10 protein-coding genes are annotated in these 17596 nt (G+C 66.3%); 5 read left to right on the top strand and 5 right to left on the bottom strand.

Translation table 11 applies throughout. The features are described from left to right. The first annotated feature begins 1 nt into the window (after nucleotide 1). Nucleotides 2-631: a TetR/AcrR family transcriptional regulator gene (locus LKD76_RS11945; RefSeq protein ID WP_227981096.1), complete on the top strand. Its 630-nt coding sequence runs from the start codon at nucleotides 2-4 to the stop codon at nucleotides 629-631. A 184-nt stretch (nucleotides 632-815) separates the two neighbouring features. Here LKD76_RS11945 and LKD76_RS11940 read toward each other — a convergent pair whose 3' ends face one another. Genes LKD76_RS11940 through LKD76_RS11925 form a run of 4 tightly spaced genes read right to left on the bottom strand, consistent with a single transcriptional unit; the run spans nucleotide 816 to nucleotide 5681 of the window. Continuing rightward, nucleotides 816-2189, bottom strand: a complete 1374-nt coding sequence (locus tag LKD76_RS11940; protein WP_227981094.1) for an acetyl-CoA carboxylase biotin carboxylase subunit — start codon at nucleotides 2187-2189, stop codon at nucleotides 816-818. Nucleotides 2190-2194: 5 nt separating this feature from the next. Then, the gene (locus LKD76_RS11935; protein ID WP_227981092.1) at nucleotides 2195-2410 is read right to left on the bottom strand and encodes a biotin/lipoyl-binding carrier protein; all 216 of its coding nucleotides are present in this window, start codon (nucleotides 2408-2410) and stop codon (nucleotides 2195-2197) included. 44 nt (nucleotides 2411-2454) lie between these two features. Beyond that, the gene (locus LKD76_RS11930) at nucleotides 2455-4032 is read right to left on the bottom strand and encodes an acyl-CoA carboxylase subunit beta (protein WP_227981090.1); all 1578 of its coding nucleotides are present in this window, start codon (nucleotides 4030-4032) and stop codon (nucleotides 2455-2457) included. After that, a complete protein-coding gene (locus tag LKD76_RS11925) occupies nucleotides 4029-5681 on the bottom strand; it encodes an AMP-binding protein (protein ID WP_227981088.1) in 1653 nt (550 codons plus the stop codon). The genes LKD76_RS11930 and LKD76_RS11925 overlap by 4 nt, the downstream gene beginning before the upstream one ends. Between LKD76_RS11925 and LKD76_RS11920 the strand changes: the two genes are divergently transcribed. Together LKD76_RS11920 and LKD76_RS11915 are read left to right on the top strand one after the other, a co-directional pair. Beyond that, nucleotides 5680-6141, top strand: a complete 462-nt coding sequence (locus tag LKD76_RS11920) for an acyl-CoA thioesterase (protein WP_227981083.1) — start codon at nucleotides 5680-5682, stop codon at nucleotides 6139-6141. The two genes, LKD76_RS11925 and LKD76_RS11920, sit on opposite strands and share 2 nt — an antisense overlap. Beyond that, nucleotides 6131-7315 carry a saccharopine dehydrogenase family protein gene (locus LKD76_RS11915; protein WP_227981082.1) on the top strand — a complete coding sequence of 395 codons (1185 nt, stop codon included), beginning with the start codon at nucleotides 6131-6133 and terminating at the stop codon, nucleotides 7313-7315. The genes LKD76_RS11920 and LKD76_RS11915 overlap by 11 nt, the downstream gene beginning before the upstream one ends. A 133-nt stretch (nucleotides 7316-7448) precedes the next feature. On the opposite strand, the gene LKD76_RS11910 is transcribed toward LKD76_RS11915, so the two are convergent. Beyond that, on the bottom strand, nucleotides 7449-8912 hold the full coding sequence (locus LKD76_RS11910; RefSeq protein ID WP_227981081.1) for a flavin monoamine oxidase family protein: 1464 nt from the start codon (nucleotides 8910-8912) through the stop codon (nucleotides 7449-7451). A gap of 556 nt (nucleotides 8913-9468) precedes the next feature. Here LKD76_RS11910 and LKD76_RS11905 point away from each other — a divergent pair. Together LKD76_RS11905 and mobF are read left to right on the top strand one after the other, a co-directional pair. Beyond that, the gene (locus LKD76_RS11905) at nucleotides 9469-12684 is read left to right on the top strand and encodes a protein kinase domain-containing protein (RefSeq protein WP_227981080.1); all 3216 of its coding nucleotides are present in this window, start codon (nucleotides 9469-9471) and stop codon (nucleotides 12682-12684) included. A gap of 777 nt (nucleotides 12685-13461) precedes the next feature. Further along, on the top strand, nucleotides 13462-17577 hold the full coding sequence (mobF, locus tag LKD76_RS11900; RefSeq protein ID WP_227981079.1) for a MobF family relaxase: 4116 nt from the start codon (nucleotides 13462-13464) through the stop codon (nucleotides 17575-17577). Nucleotides 17578-17596 lie beyond the last annotated feature (19 nt).

Genomic DNA, 17596 nt, shown 5'->3' with positions numbered 1-17596 from the left:
CATGCCGAAGATCGTCGACCACCGCCAGCGGCGCGCCGAGATCGCTGACGCCGTCCTCGCGATCGTCGCGGAGGAGGGCCTCTCCGGCGTCACCCTGCGAGACGTCGCGGATCGCAGTGGCTGGTCCACCGGCGTGTTGAACCACTACGTCGGCGGTCGAGACGACTTGTTGCAGTTGGCCTTCCGGCACGCCTTCTGGCTCTCGGGCCGCCGCCTGGCCGAAATCGCCGAGGAGACCGCACTGGACCCGATCGAGCGGCTGACTCGGATACTCACGGCACAATTGCCGCTCGACAAGCCGTCGGTCGCCTTCAGCCGGATCACGTTGTTCTTCTACGCCGAGGCGGCGAGTTCCCCGGACAAGTTGGGTCAGGAGATGATCAACTACCTCTCCTCCTGGCGCTCGACCGTCCATGCGCACGTGCACGCCGCGCTGGTGTTCCGCGACCTGCCGACCTCGCGAGCACGAGAGATCGGCGACTACCTCGTCGCGCTCACTGACGGCTATGCCAGCTATGCGATTCTCGGCTCCAACCTGTGGAGCGGCGGCGATCCCACCGCCCCGCCTCCGGTCGCGACGTGGGTCGAATCTGCGCTCGCGATGAGCACATTCGACAGCGCGCAGCAGTGACCGCCACACACCCGACCAGCGCGGGCCGGTGGCACTACGGGCGCCGGTGCGAGGCATGGGTGCGCTCCTGAACTCGATCCGCTGGGCCGATCCCGACCCGAGAGCCATGTTTCGTCGTCGGCCGACGCCCGCACCACAGCGATATGCGGCGATCACGGGCACCGCACGGTGCACAATGCACTCGTCACCCGAGCCCGCTGGCCCACGCATCGGTGGACTTCAGCCAGGACCGGTCCTCCACCAGCTCACGGCACGTGCTCGCGCGTTCCCACTCGGCACTCGCCAGCAACGCCCGGTGGAACGGAAGCAGCGTCGGTATCCCCTCGACCACGGTCTCGTCGAGAGCCTTACGCATGGCATCGGTGGCAGCACGGCGGTTTTCGCCCCAGGTGATCAGCTTCGCGATCATCGGGTCGTAGTACGGATGCACGCTGTCTCCGTCGGCCACCCCGGTGTCGAGCCGCACTCCCTCCCCGGCCGGTGTGACGAATCGATCGATCCGGCCCGGACCCGGCCGAAAGCCTTTGGCGGCCGATTCGGCGTTGATCCGGCATTCGATCGCATGGCCGCGGATCCGCACATCGGATTGGCCGAAGCTCAGCGCCTCACCCGCGGCAATGCGGATCTGCTCGGCCACCAGATCCAGCCCCGTGACGAGCTCGGTCACCGGATGCTCGACCTGGATACGGGTGTTCATCTCGAGAAAGTAGAAGTTCTCGCCCACCAGCAGTCCCTCGACGGTGCCGAGGGAGTAATAGCCCGCCGCGCGCGCTGCTCGCACCGCGATCTCACCGAGCCGCGCACGCTGGTCATCGGTCAACAGCGGACACGGCGCTTCTTCCACCAGCTTCTGGTGGCGACGCTGCACCGAACAGTCCCGCTCGAACAAGTGCACCATGTTGCCGTGTGTGTCGGCGATTATCTGCACCTCGACGTGACGCGGATCTTCGAGGTATCGCTCCAGGTAGACAGTGGAGTCCCCGAAGAAGCGCGCGCCCTCGGCAGACGCACCTTCCACTGCCGCGGCAAGCTCGTCCGGGCTGTGAGCCACTCGGAACCCTTTGCCACCACCGCCGCTCGCCGCCTTGGCGGCAACGGGATAGCCGATCGCCTCCGCCGTAGCGAAAGCCTTGGGGCCGGGGTGAATCGGCTCGGAACACCCCGGGACGACGGGCACGCCGGCAGCCGTCACGGTCTCGCGTGCCCGAATCTTCGACGACATCATCTCCATGGACTCGGGGCTCGGGCCGATGAACACCAGTCCCGCCGCGGCGCAGGCGCGCGCGAACTCGGGGTTCTCCGACAGCAGGCCGTAGCCGGGATGGACGGCCTGGGCGCCCGTCGCGAGAGCTGCCTCGATGATGCGATCGATGCGTAGATAGCTCTCGGCCACCGGCGCCGCACCGATCGGCACACTCTCATCCGCCATCCGGACAGGCAGGCTGTTCACATCGGCATCGGAGTGAACAGCGACGCTCGCGATACCGAGCCGTCGCAGTGTGGTGATGACACGCACGGCGATCTCGCCCCGGTTCGCGACGAGTACCTTGTCGAACATCGCGATCAGTCCTCCAGGGTGACGAGAGGGTCGCCGTCGGAGACGACGGCTCCGACGCCGACGTGGACCTGCGCCACCACCCCGTCGTTCTCGGCCTCGATCGGGATCTCCATCTTCATCGACTCGAGAACGAGCAGGACGTCGCCTTCACTGACCCGGTCGCCGGGCCGCGCGACGACCTTCCATACCGTTGCCGCACAGTCGGCTGCGATCTGGTTCATGGTTGTCTTCTCCTCTTCGACAGTGCACATACCGCACCCGGTGGTCATCGGCGATAGCGCCGGTCTCGCGAGATCGGGCTCACGGCCGCGGCGAGTGCTCCCCGGCCGGCATCGAGAAACGAGGCCACGACTTCGCGGGTCTCGCGTGGGTCGATCATGTGTTCCACGCCGAATGCCTCGACGGTCCGCCACGGATCGATGAGGCCGCCCATCCGCGCCTCGATCTCCGCGCGCATCCGCACGGGGTCCTCGGCGGCTTCGATTTCGCGCCGGTACGCCGCCTCGACGCCGCCCTCGACCGGGAGGTCGCCCCACTCGCCGCTCGGCCACGCCAGGCGCAGGCCCAGTCGGTCGGGGTTCGCCGTCGCGGATACGGCCAGGCCATAGGCCTTGCGCACCTGGACCGTGATGATGGGGACCGTCGCCTCGACCACGGACTGGATCGCGCGCACCCCCCAGCGCATGACGTTCGCCCGCTCTGCCTGCGGACCGACCATGAATCCGGGCACGTCGACGAAGTACAGGACCGGGAGGTGAAAGGTATTGCAGAGGTTGATCAGCCGGACCTGCTTCTCGGCCGCGGCGGAATCCATCGCACCACCGAGGTGCTGCGGATTGCTCGCGAGGACACCGATCGGCATTCCGTCGATCCGGGCCAGACCTGTGACCAGGCTCTTGCCCCACCGGGAGCCGATCTCGAAGAACGACTTCTCATCGACCACCGCCTTGATCACTCTGGCCGCCCGGTAGGCCTGACGCCGGTTCTCCGGGATGATCTCGAGAAGTTCCGGGGCCCGCCGATCGACGGGGTCGTCGCATGGCGTGCGTTCCGGGAGCTGCCAGACGTTCTGGGGCAGATAGCTCAGCACCGCGCGCATCTGCGCGATCGCGTCGTCCTCGTCCTTCGCCAAGTTGTCGACGGTGCCCGTGCCGGTAGCGACAAGCCCACCGCCCAATTCGTGCTTGTCGATGTCGACGCCCAGCGCGCGGCGCACCAACGGAGGTCCGCCGGCGAAGATCACCGAGTCCTCGGTCATGACCGAAAAGTGGCTGGCCACCGCGCGCGCCGCACTGCCACCGACCGCGGCGCCGCTCACCATGGTCAGGACCGGCACCTCGTCGAGCAGCTCGAACGACCGAGTCCAGCTCAGGGAACTGGTGAGATAGGCGTGCCCTTTGTCCTCCTGCGCCGCGACATCTCCGCCGATGCCTTCCACGAACATCAGCAGCGGGATCTTGTATTCGTGAGCGAGGTCCTCGACGAACCCGCCCATTCCACCCTTCATGCGATCGAGATAGCTCTGCGGAGCGCCGGCTCGCACAGTGAAGTCCTCCCCGCCCAGCGCCACCGGCCTGCCGTCCACCCTCGCCAGGCCGCAGACGTAGCTCGAGGACAGAGTTCCCAGCGGGTTGCCGAGCGCGTCACGCTCCTCGAAGACAGCGAATTCGCCTATCTCGCTGAAGGTTTCGGCAATGGCGGCGATCCGCTCACGAATCGTGTACCGGCCCTGTTCTTTCTGGCGAGCTACCCGCCGCTCGCCGCCGAGCCTGCGGGCTCGGGCGCGACGGCCGTCGAACTCGGCGAGTGCGTCGGGCCAGTTGAATCCACCAGCTGCGTTCATCGGTGCACTTCCATGACGTCGGGCGACGTGATGTCGCGGGAGAGTAGGTGTTTCTGGACCACACCGGTGCCTGCGCTGCGGACGAATTCGGAGCCGTCGGTGACCGTGATGTATCTCGGCATCGCGAACCGGGGAAGCACGGCGCGGCAGTGCTCGATGAACTCCTCGATTACCAGGGACTCACCGTCCGGGACAACGAAAACCTTGATCTCGTCCTCGCCGCCGTGCTCGTCAGGAACAGCGATCGCCACGCACTCCCGAACGCCTGCCGCAGTGTTCAAGCTGTGCTCCAACTCCCAGACAGAGATGTTCTCGCCGCGCCGGCGAAAGCTGTCGGTGCGGCGCCCGTCGAAGTAGAGGTAGCCCTCGGCATCGAGATGACCGGAGTCGCCGGTGTGGAACCACAGGTTGCGCCACGCCTCGAGCGTTGCGTCGGGCCGACACCAGTACCCCAGTGCCGCGCTGTGCGGCCGACGGGGGCGATAGACGATCTCGCCGGTCTCCCCCACGGGAAGCGGCCGATCGTCATGGTCGACCACCTGAACGTCGATCCCATCGTGGATTCGCCCCGCCGCCCCACGGCGGCGCTGCTGCATGTTGTCCATCGCGATGCCGTCGCACTCGGTCTGACCGAAGAGCGTGAGAACGGGGATACCGAGCCGGTCCTCGAAAATCTCGTAGGCGATCGCCGGGATCGGCGCCCCGACCAGACGGGTCAGCCGATGCGAACCCGGTTCGGGCAACTCCGCCTGGGCCAGCATCGAGAACATCGCGCCCACACCCGACGCCCACGTCGCCTCGAACCGACGGACGTCGGCGAAGTACTCCGAGACGGAGAACCGATCACGGAACGCCATCGATCCGCCTGATTGCAGGCATGCAGTGAGCTGGACATGCCCATCCACGTGGAAGAACGGGAGCGGGAAGTAACCGATGTCGTCCGGGCCGAGGCCCAACCGGTCGATCCACACCTCGGCGAGCTCACAGAAGTAGGCACGCGGGAGCATCACCCCCTTGGCCGGCCCCGTCGTACCCGACGTGTAGAGGATCGTCGCGAGTTCGCCGGGGCCGAAGTCGCGCTGCGCAGTGTCCAACTCCTCCCGCAGCGGCTGGTCGACCGGCTCCACCGCCAGTCGGCCCATCGGCAGGACTCCCCCCTCCGCTGTACAACGCACATGCTCCAGCAGGTCGTCCTGACAGACGATCAGCCTGGGATCGGCGTCGGTCAGGACATGACACAGCATGGGGCCGCGGAGTTCGACGTTGACCGACACCTCGACCGCACCGAGCCACCAGATGCCGAACATCCAGACCACCCGGTCGATCGAGTTGCCACTCACCAGCGCCACACGGTCCCCCGCCGAGACGCCGCGGCAGCTCAGCGCGGCCGCCACCGCGCGGGCCCGGTCAGCCAGCTCACCCACGGTGAGGACCTCGCGGTGCGATCGCAGCAACGGGCGCGCGGGATCGATGGCAATCGCCCGCAGCAGGTCGTCGACCGGGCTGACGCGATCGGCCGCGAGTGATCGATGCCTGCCGACGTCGTTCACGGAGCAATCCTTTCCTCGAATGGGGTTTCTTATTTGAGACGTTTGATATAGAACGTTACATGTCCATCCGATGTCAAGAGCCCAGTTGGAGATCGCCATGACGTGGACGACGACGGTGCATCCGTGGGCGTTCGACTTCGACTACCTCGGCCACCTGACCGCAGCCGTCTATCCCAAGGCGTTCGAACAGGCGCGGGTGCAGTACCTGCGCGATCGCTGGCAGACCCGCAGTCCCGCCTACGTCGTCGCCGCACACCGAATGCAGTACCTGCGCGAGATCCTCGAAGAACAGGCCCCGGTCCAGGTCGTGATCCGGCCGGTGCGCGTCGGGAGATCGAGCATCGATCTCGCCGAGTTGCTCCTCGACGCCGACGGCACGGTGTGCAACCGCTCCGAGGCAACGCTCGTGGCCTGGGACGTCGAGGCTCGTCGCGCACGGCCGCTTGCTCCGGCAGAACGTCGCGCGCTCCTCGATGACATCGATCAGACGCCCCGCAACCACCCGCCGGGGCCGCTCCCCGCCGACAAACAGGAGGTCGAAAACCACCATGACTCATGACAATCCGAACGGAAAACGCGTGCTCGTCACGGGCGGCGCAGGCGAGATGGGCGCCCACGCATGTCGAGTGCTGGCCGCAGCCGGCGACATCGCCGAGGTCCTCATCGCCGACCGGAACGAGCGGGCCGCCACATCCCTGGCCGAGGAACTCGGATCGCGCGCGAAACCGCTCGCCCTCGACATCGCCGACGCAGACGCCCTTACCGAGGCGCTCGCCGACGTCGACATCGTGCTGAACACGGCGGGCCCGTTCTACCGGTTCGGTCCCCTGGTTCTGCGGGCCGCGATCGCGACGCGAACGCATTACCTCGACATCTGTGACGACTTCGAACCGACGCTCGAGATGCTCGATCTCGACGCCGAGGCACGCACCGCCGGTATCACCGCGGTGATCGGAGTCGGGGCAAGCCCTGGGATCAGCAACCTGCTCGGTGTTCTCGCGATGAACGAGTGCGACACGGTGGAAACCATCCACACCTCGTGGCGAGCATCCGGCTTCCAGCGCGCCGAGGTCGACCCCAGCGTCCAGTCCTCCGCCGCGATCGAACATTGGATCCACAACTGCACTGCGACCATCAAGATCTGGCAGGACGGCGGCCTGACCGACGGTCGACCGCTCGAGGAGCGCACGATCAGCTACCCGGGGTTGAGTGAGGCGACGGTGTGGGTGTGCGGTCATCCCGAGCCACTCACGCTCCCCCGCAGTCGCAGCGGTGTACGAGAGTCCCTCAACCTCATGACATCTCGCCCGCGGCTGATGGAGGCCGTGATCCGTACGGCCAACCGTGTCCGCTCCGGGGAACTCGATGTGGCCGCGGCGAGCCGGGCTCTCGTTCTCGAACCGAACACGATGGGATCCGCAGCAGGCCCCGCACCGTCGCTCCCGGTGCTGTTCGCCATCGCGGAAGGAACCAAGAACGGCAAGCACGTCCGCGTCGGCGCCCGCCCCCTCGTCGTGCCCGACGACAGCATGGGCACGATGACCGGTATCCCGCTGGCAGTCGCGACGCTGATGGCGGCGCGCGGACAAGTCGACCGACCGGGCGTTCACGGTCCCGAAATCCTCGACGCTGCAACGTTTTTCGACCACCTGGCCCAGCACGCGGACCGGCAGGCCGCCGGTCCGCGGCCGAGCGATCCCGTCGAGGTCGTCATCGAAGAAATCACCGCTTGATCGCCATGTTGAGCGGGCGGTAGGTTCCGCCCGCTCAACTCGACGATGAACACACCGCTGTCTGTTGAAAGCGTTGGGGTGACACCGTCCGGTGCCACCCCAACGCGGTTTCACCGAAAGGCGTTGGCAGATCTTATTTTTCGGAACGGGCTGTACCCAACGCCTGCCCGTTGCGGGATGCGCCCTCACGGTGCCGACCGGCCCCGTCGAGTTCGCCCACATCGGTCGAGGCAACGATCTCGGCAGCCGCCCGTTCCCCGGCGACGACCGCCCCCTCCATCGAACCCGGCCACGACGGCGAGACCTCCGAGCCGGCGAAATGCACGCGGCCGACCGGAGCCGCATACCCGGGCCCGCAGGTGGTGAGGATTCCCGGCGACCAGACCGGCACACACCCCGACGACCAGCGCTCCTCGGTCCAGTTCATCTCGTGGTACTCGTCCGGGTACAGTGCCTCCTCACCGAACGCGCGAGCCAAGCCCGCGAGAACGGCCCCGCGACGCTGGGCCGCATCGACCGGCAACGGGTCGGGAAGATCGGCGCTGATCCCGCCATCGCCTCGCGCGAACCCGACCAGGACGCCCTGCCTCTCTCCCGGCGGAGTGTCGTCGAAGGTCAGCATCAAGGGCGCGGTGTCACTCATGCTCGCGCCGCTGAGGCCCTGACTACGCCAAAACGGTTGCGGGTAAACGACATGCACCTTGTAGGCATGTGCCATCGCCATCCGCTCGCCGAGGTTGCGCTGGGGTAGAGATAGTCGAGGATCGACGCGAATAGCAGCCCGGTCGGAAGGACTCATCGCAATGATTACGCGCCGGGCGTGATGAGTGGCCCCGGGCGTGTCGACCTCGACATGGTCCGCATACTGCCGGATCGCGAGTGCCGGGGAATCGAGCATGAGACGGTCGCCGAGTTCAGCAGCCATCCTCAGGCTCAGCTCGGCAGATCCCCCGGTGAACGAACGCTCGTTGCCACCGGAAAGAGACTCGAGCAGCGTCTCCACACCACCGATCGAGCGCAGATGACGGAGAACATAGAGCAAGGACAGGTCGCCCGGCTGCGCGCCGAGAGTCAAGGTAGCAATGATGGCCCAGAACGTGCGCGCCGTGGCTGTCTTCGTGCTGCGGTTCACCCACGACGCGAAGGTGACGGCATCCAACTTCGCCGCCGCCGGCGTCGCCAGCTCGTCGTCGCCGGGACAACGCTTGCACCGGCGGTCCAGACGCAGCAAGGACTGCGCGAAGTCCGCGGAGCCAATAGGGTCCGCCGCCCACGGCATCGAACCTCCGAACCGGATGACGCGACCGCGCCGTTCGAACACCGTCTTCCCGTGCTCATGGTGCGGCCAGGTCGACACCCCCAGCTCTTCTCCGAGTGCGATGAGCCGCTTGTACTCGGGACCGACCAGCTGCCCGCCCTCCTCGACGAACCGGCCGTTTTCGAGTCGATGGATCTTGGTGCGCCCACCGACCCGGTCACGCGCCTCGAGGACTCGCAGGGAAGTGATACCCGCCTGGTCCATACGACGTGCCGCGACCAGTCCAGACAAGCCGGCCCCGACTACGATCACGTCGACCGCAGCGTTCTCGCGTTCCATGAATCCTCCTTCTGCCGAACCACATGTCGCGGTTCAGCTTCGTGACCGAGGTCACTGCGGCTCTACCGCAACCCCCACCGGGTGTGGCTCGAAGACGGTGCACTTTTCACCACGCGACGCCGACCGGAACGTCGGTTTTCCCGACGGCCGACGTCCGGTAATCGAGCGCGGACACGGTCGACGTGCGTCAGTACCACCCTCCGAAGCGACGCGCCGAATCTCCTCGGCTGGCGACGAAGCACACTGTGTCCCACGCACTTCTCGCCCACTCCTGCACCGGGCCCGGCGGTGTGCTCACGCTGCGGCGCGGAGTCGGCATCGCGGATTACCCCTCCACCACCAGGATGACGGCACGCCGTGGGGTGATCAAGCGTGGTGAGGCTGGACGCCAGCTGAAGACCGTCGGGACTACGGATATGGATGATTGCGCTCGTCGGGGTCACTTGTTCAATGAACCGGAGCGGACCTGCAGCAGCCCGAAACCCGACGGGTCTCCGCCGAAGGGCACCAGCGGCGATAGTCTGAATCCACCTGCTGGCAATCCGACGAGTGGCCGATGGTTGAGAGCGATCCGTTCAAGACTCAGCGTGATGACGGTGTCGATATCATCACGGAGCTGGACGCTGCGGGGTTCGCGGAGGCGGAGGCGATCGGACGGGGTGGTTTCGGACAGGTATATCGGTGCACTCAACTCGCCGTCGAGCGCACCGTCGCGGTCAAAGTACTGACTGCCGAACTGGACGAGAATCGGGAGCGCTTCCTTCGCGAGCAACGGGCGATGGGGCGGCTGACCGGTCATCCCAATATCGCGGGGATGCTCGAAGTCGGCGAAACCTCCGCCGGTCGCCCGTACCTGGTGATGCCCTACTACGCGCGTGGTTCGCTCGATGCCCGCATTCGTCGCGACGGCCCGCTGCCGCTGCCGCAGGTGCTGCGTCTGGGGGTGAAGATCGCCGGTGCGCTGGCGACCGCGCATCGCGCCGATGTGCTGCACCGCGATATCAAGCCGAGCAACATCCTGATCACCGACTACGACGAACCCGCGCTGACCGACTTCGGCATCGCCCACATCACCGGTGGATTCGAGACCTCGGCCGGCACGATCACCGGCTCTCCGGCGTTCACCGCACCCGAGGTGATCAGTGCGGGCGCCGCGAGCCGAGCCTCCGACGTCTACGGACTGGGCGCCACCTTGTTCACCGCGCTGACCGGACACGCGGCCTTCGAACGCCGCAGCGGCGAGCAGGTCGTCGCGCAGTTCCTGCGCATCACCGAACAACCCGTCCCCGACCTACGCGAACGCGGCTACCCCGACGACGTGTGCGCGGTGATCGAGGCAGCGATGTCCCGCGATCCCTCCAACCGGCCCACCGCCGAGATGCTCGGCGAACAACTCCAGCGCATAGAGCACGAGCACGGCTTCACCGTCGACGAGATACCCCTGCAAGACGCCTCGGACACCGAGCACAGGCCATCACCGGAATCCGTGGAAACCGCCGCCGGGAATCTTCCGCTCGAACTGACCAGTTTCATCGATCGCCGTATCCAACTGGCCGAGGTCAAGAATCTGCTGGCCGGTTCTCGTCTTGTCACCCTGACCGGGATCGGCGGAATCGGCAAATCCCGGCTCGCCCTGCGAGTCGCCCACAAACTGATCCCGGATTTCACCGACGGTGTGTGGCTGGTCGAACTGAGCGAGCTCCACGATCCGGCGTTGGTCGCGGAAAATGTCGCAGCCGCCCTCGGCCTGCAGAACCGCGGTGCCGGCCGAACACTCGACGTCCTCATCCGGTACCTGTCCAGCAAAGACCTCCTCCTGGTACTCGACAACTGCGAACACGTCGTCGACGAAGCCGCGAAACTGACCGAGTCACTGCTACGAACCTGCCCGGACGTGAGAATCATGGCCACCAGCCGCGAGGCCCTCGGCATCGGCGCCGAATCGGTGTACGCAGTTGCGCCCCTGGGGATTTCCGACCCGGCCGGAAGACGAGCCACTCGCGACGACGCGCTTACCCTGTTCGGTGAACGAGCCGCCGCGGCCGTGCCGGGATTCGCGGTGACCGAACGCAATCGCTCCACCGTCACCCGCATCTGCGCCCGGCTCGACGGCCTGCCGTTGGCGATCGAACTGGCCGCCGCACGGCTGCGCACTATGTCACTCGAACAGATCGACTCGCGTCTCGACGACCGATTCGCGTTGCTGACCCGCGGCAGCCGCGGCGCACCGAAGCGGCAGCAAACCCTGCGATGGTGCATTGCCTGGAGCTACGACCTATGCACGACGGCCGAACAACGACTGTGGGAGCAACTTTCGGTCTTCGCCGGTGGATTCGAACTCGACGCCGCCGAACATGTCTGCGGCAGCGACCTCGACGGCGCGGAGTTGCTCGATGCGGTGGCCGCGCTGGTGGACAAGTCGATCCTGCTCCGCGACGAGACCGACGACAGTGTCCGATTCCGGGAGCTCGAAACCGTCCAGCAGTACGGCCGGCAAATGGCCGAGGCGCACGGGACCTATCCGGAAACCGCGCGGCGCCACCGTGATTGGTGCGAGCACATCGCCCGACACGCCGAGCAGGAGTGGATCGGCCCGCACCAACTCGAGTGGGTAGCGCGACTGGAACGTGAGCTTCCGAATCTGCGAAAGGCGTTGGAATTCAGTCTTTCCGAACCGAACGAGAGTGCTGTGCCGATCACGACCACGCTCTATCTGTTCTGGGCATTGGGTGGCCGGCTCAGCGAAGGCCGCCGCTGGCTGGAACGCGCCCTCGCCCAGCCGATTCGCTCCCCGCAGCCCTTCCGAGCCAAGGCGCTCTTCGCCGCCAGCTCGATGGCCGGGATACAGGCAGACCTGCCGACCGCTTCCGACAAACTACGAGAACTCGCAGCCCTGGCCGACGACACAGCGGACCCGATGACCGAGGCGCTACTCGCCCATGCCGAAGCCAATATCTACCTCGGCGGCGGCCACGTCGAACTCCAGCGTGCGATCGACCTTCTGACCGAGGCGATCTCCTGGTACACCACGCGCGGTGAACTCGGCTTGCGGCTCGATGCCGAGATCTCGCTCGGATGGTGTTACGCCCTTCGGGGCGACAGCGATCGAGCTCTTCCGCCCCTCGAGGAGGCACTGGCTGTCACCGAATCGACCGGCGAAGTGATGCTCCGATCGTGGGCATTGTGGGCTGCGGGTTTCGCCCGGTGGCGACAAGGCGATCTCGACGCTGCCACGCACATGCTCCGAACGGGAATCCAGGCCGCGCGCCAGGTGAACGACCCCCTCGTCGCGGCGGCGTGCTCGGAGACACTGGCCTGGACAGCGGCACAGCAGCACCATCACCGCCGCGCGACGGTTCTGATGGGCGCCGCCGACACGCTGGGGCACGCCGCCGGAATCTCCGCCTTCATACTCTCGGACTTGCAGATCTATCACGAACAGGCCGAGCGAGCCGCCCGAACAGCGCTGGGCGCCAGAGCATTCGAGGCCGCCCGCCAGGAAGGCACCGCGATGAGCCTCCACACCGCGGTGGCCTTCGCCGTGGACGAGAACTCGTCGGCCGCAGCATCGGCAACGCCATCGGCGACATTGACCAGGCGTGAACGCCAGGTCGCCGACCTCGTCGCCGAAGGTCTGACCAACAAGGCCATCGCCGCCCGCCTTGTGATCTCACAACGCACCGCCGAAGGACACGTCGAACACATCCTGACCAAACTCGGCTTCACCTCCCGCGCCCAGATCGCGGCATGGGCCAGCCACAGCGGGCCCTGAATCGCAGAGCGACGAACCCCGAGCTGAGCGAACGAAAACGTTGACATCAAGCGCGGAGAGCACGAGGCCTGGGAGAGGTGCGCAGTCGAAGAGCTGCAGCGATTAGCGCACATATCGAGCAGGTGCAACTGGCACGCGAGGCCACCGACGCCGCAGACCAGACGCGCAAGGAAAAACGGCCAGTGCTGAATAGCGCGCAGGAGGAACGAGAGCAGCGCCAACGCGACTTGGCTGACGCATACCTGCGCACAAGGCTCCCACCAGACATGGCGTACCTAGTACGAAAGCCGACCGACCCCGGACTGGAGTACTCGCACCGCCAGCCACCGTCTGGCGGGATCCACCCGCGGCGGGCGAGCGGAGCGGACACGAGGAAAAAGCCCCCATGGTGAAAGGGAGCGCAGCCAGTGACACCGTACTACGAGGCTCTCGCCCTGCTCACGCCGTCGAACCCCATGGCCCGCCGAAACGGAATGGCGCCACCCACGTCACGAGCGACCATTGCGGGGCCCGCCACCACACAGCAAACCAGCCACTCCCACACAACAAGCACCCACACAAACCCTCAACTCACCACACATACCCACCCACATTCCCTCACTCACACCACACACACATTCACACACCCACTCCACCCCCAAATCCACACACCACACGCAGACCTCCTGCACTCCGGCTGAGAATTTCCTTACGACGTGGCGAAACGGCGAAAATTGATACAAACTACCTCCCTTCCAGCCCTCGCGATCCGAATACCGTTGGGTGTCTGATGGATACGTGACAGCGACGCTGCACAAAATCCTCGCCGGAACCAGCTACCTGTACTACCAACGCCAGGTAGCCGCCGCCGATGCCACCGACCTGGGTAATTCCAGCCTCGCCGACTACTACTCCACCCGCGGCGAAGCACCCGGCACGTGGCACGGCACCGGCCTTGCCGCCCTCGGTATTTCAGCAGGCGAACAGGTCACCGAGGACCAGATGCGGTGCCTGTTCGGGCTCGGCCGCCACCCCAACGCGACCGCCATCGAATACGAGATCGTCACCGAAGCGATAGCGAAGGGTGCCAAACCCAAAGACGCTGTGTATGCGGCCAAACAAGCCAGCCGGCTCAGGAAAGCCTTCCCGGCACGCCACGGCGACAACACCTTCCGCACCCGCTGCGCCCGGGCCTATCGGGATCACAACCTCGCCCACGGACTCGACGCCAACACCGCCATCGACGAAGACATTCGCGCCCACATCCGCACCGAGGTCGCCACAGCGATGTTCGTCGAGAACTACGATCGCGCACCGCTCGACGATCGAGAACTTTCCGGATTCGTCGCTCGCATCTCCCGCCCCCAATCGGCCGCGGTCGCCGGGTTCGACATCACCTTCTCTCCCGTCAAAAGCGTCTCCGCGCTGTGGGCCATCGCCCCCAAACCCATCGCCGACACCATCCAGGCCGCCCACAATGCTGCCGTCGACGACGCCATCGCCTGGCTGGAAAACAACGCCACCTACACCCGCCTCGGCACCCGCGGCGTGCGGCAAGTCGACGTCGAAGGACTCGTCGCCGCACGCTTCACCCACCGCGAATCCCGCTCCGGCGACCCCGATCTGCATACCCACATGCTCATCGCCAACCGCGTGCGCACCCTCGACGGCAAATGGCGGACTCTGGATGCGACCCACTTCTACCGAAACCTCGTCGTGGTCAGCGAGATCTACAACACCCGCCTCGAACACCATCTCGAAACCAGCCTCGGCATCCAATTCACCGAACGCCCCGCACCCACACCCAACAAGCGCCCCATCCGCGAAATCACTGGCATCCTAGCCGAACTGATACGCCACTGGTCGCGCCGCGACGCCGCCATCACCCACCGGCTCGACTCTCTCGCGGTGTCGTTTCAGCAGCAGCTCGGGCGCGAACCGACACCGAAAGAACTGTTCGCTCTCGCCGAGCGCGCCACTCTCGAAACCCGCCCCTCCAAACATCTCTCGCGCTCATACGCTCAGCAACGCCGCGACTGGCACCACGATGCAGCGACACTCCTCGGCGGACCCGACGCTGTCCGGGACACCGTGAAAGCAGTGCTGGATCGCTCCGCACATCCTCGTTCGACGATCGATGAGGCGTGGATTTCCCGTACTGCCGACGAGGTCGTCGATGTTGTTTCCGGGCAGCGTTCGGTGTGGCAGCACCACCACATTCGCGCCGAAGCCGAACGCCAAACCCGCGGACACATTCAGCCGACGCAGTGGCCCAACGTAGTGGAAGCCGTCGTCCGTGAAGCCTTATCGCCCACCAGATCCCTCGCCCGCGGCGACCCGGACATCACCGCAGAATCTGTCCTTCAACACTCACCTGAGGTCCTGCGACGCCGCGACGGCACCAGTGTCTACACCGTTTCAGGTGCCCAGACCTACACCTCGACACGTCGACTCGACACCGAACAACGCCTCCTCGACCTCTCCATACAGCCCGGCGCCCGCACACTGCCGCACGATCTAGTGACCTCAGCGATCGACGCCTACGACGCTGATCCCGCGAACAACCACGCGCAGCTCAACAGCGGTCAAACAGCTCTCATCACGTATTTTGCCACGTCTCCCGCGCGGATTGCGGTCGCGAACGCGCCCGCAGGCACCGGCAAAACCACCGCCATGCGCGTGCTCGTCAGCGCCTGGCACGCCTCCGGCGGCACTGTCCTCGGCCTCGCCCCCACCGCCGCCGCAGCTGCGGTCCTCGCCGAAAACACCGGCATCCGAGTTGAAACCGTCGACCGCCTCCTACACATCGTCGACCAGCATGTACACGCCCCACAGCCGATTTCCGACTCGACACACCCGCCGCCGTTACCGGAATGGCTACTGCAGATCGACCACCGCACCCTGGTGATCGTGGACGAGCACGTCAAGCTCGGCGACGACAAACGTCTGCGCCTGTTCGAATTCCTCACCACCCGCGACGCGACCATCCGATGCCTCGGCGACGACAAACAACTACCCTCCATCGAGCCCGGCGGCACCGGCATCGACACCACCCACAACGCCGAAACACCCACCGTCACCGAGGTCGTGCGCTTCGCCTCACCGGCCGAAGCCCGCGCCAGTCTCATGCTGCGCGACGGCGATCCCGCCGCGCTCGGGTTCTACCTCGACCATCAACGCGTCCACTCCGGAACCCCAGCCGCGATCGCGGACAAGGCGTATGTCGCATGGTTCGCCGACCACCACCACGGCCGAAACACCCTCATGCTCGCCACCACGCACGACATCGTCACCGACCTCAACACCCGCGCCCGCACCGACCGACTCACCCGCACGCTCGCCCCGCACGGTCCGGAAGTCGTCCTCGCCGACGGACTGGCCGCCTCGGCCGGCGACATCATCTGCACCCGACGCAACAACCCCCGCCTCCCCGTCGGCGACAACGACTGGGTCCGCAACGGCTACCGATGGACCATCACTACCGTCCACCCCGACGGCAGCCTCACCGCCAGCCACCACACCCACAACGGAAAACCCGGCGCCACAACACTGCTACCCGCCGACTACGTCGCCGAACACGTCCGCCTCGGCTACGCCCTCACCCTCGACTCCGCCCAAGGCATCACCACCGACACCTGCCACACCGTGCTCACCGGCCACGAATCACGCAACCAGCTCTACGTCGCCCTCACCCGCGGCATCCACACCAACCACGCCTACATCCCCACCACCACTAACCCGGACGAACCCTCCCCCTGGACCGAACCGGCGGTCCTTCCCCGCACCAGCACCGAAGTGCTGCAACACATCCTCGCCCGCGACGCCACCCACACCAGCGCCCACAACCACCTCCGCGACACCCTCAACCCCCACAAACGACTCGGCCCCGCCATCGACACCTACCTCGACGCCACCGGCATCGCCATCGAACACACCCTCAGCCCCGCCACCCTCGACCACATCGACACCGCCGCAGAAAACCTCCTTCCAGGGCTCACCGACGCACCCGCCTACACCGTCCTGCGCCACCACCTCGCCACCCTCGCCCTCACCGGACACGACCCCATCCACGCCCTCCACACCGCGGCCGCCCAACGAGAACTCGACACCGCCCACGACCCAGCCGCCGTCCTCGACTGGCGCCTCGACACCACCGGAACACACTCCACCCAACCCGGACCACTGCCCTGGACACCCCGACACCCTCACCACATCACCGACCCCCAGCTCACCGAACACCTCGACGCACGCGCCCGCATCATCACCACCCTCACCCAACAAATCACCAGCGACACCCGAACGTGGACACACGCCACCGCCCCACCATGGGCACAACCACTACTCGAAAACCCCTCCCTCATCGCAGAACTCGCCGTCTGGCGCGCAGCCCACCACATCCCCGACACCGACCTGCGCCCCACCGGACCACGCCGCTACCCCACCACCGAACGCCATCATCAACACCGGCTCGACACCCACGTCACCGACACCCTCGGCGACCTCCACACCGCCACCCACACCTGGTCAGCACTCGCCAAACGCATCGACACCCGAATCACCACCGACCCCTGGTGGCCCACCCTCGCCCAACACCTCGACACCGCCGCCCACGCCGGCCACGACATCGAAGCCCTCCTCACCACCGCCGCCGCCCAACGTCCCCTCCCCGACGACATGCCCGCCGCAGCGCTCTGGCACCGCCTCGAACTCCCCAAGCACGCACCAATGGACAGTGCAGAGACCGCCCCCGCCGACGGCGGCTCCGGTGGTGTCGATATCCCATCCGCGGGTTCTGCCATCGACTCGGCGGTAGACACCGCACTGCCCGTCACCACCGACCTCGAGTACGAAACCGCTTCCGGCAGTGAGCAACAGGTCCACGAAAGATCGGCAATCACCGACCTCGGCCTGTAACTACGCGGCCGACGGCGAT

It is taken from the genome of Nocardia spumae, from assembly GCF_020733635.1.
Classification (GTDB): Bacteria; Actinomycetota; Actinomycetes; order Mycobacteriales; family Mycobacteriaceae; genus Nocardia; species Nocardia spumae.
Note: the sequence above shows the minus strand (reverse complement) of the source record. Positions and strands in the feature narration are given on the sequence as shown.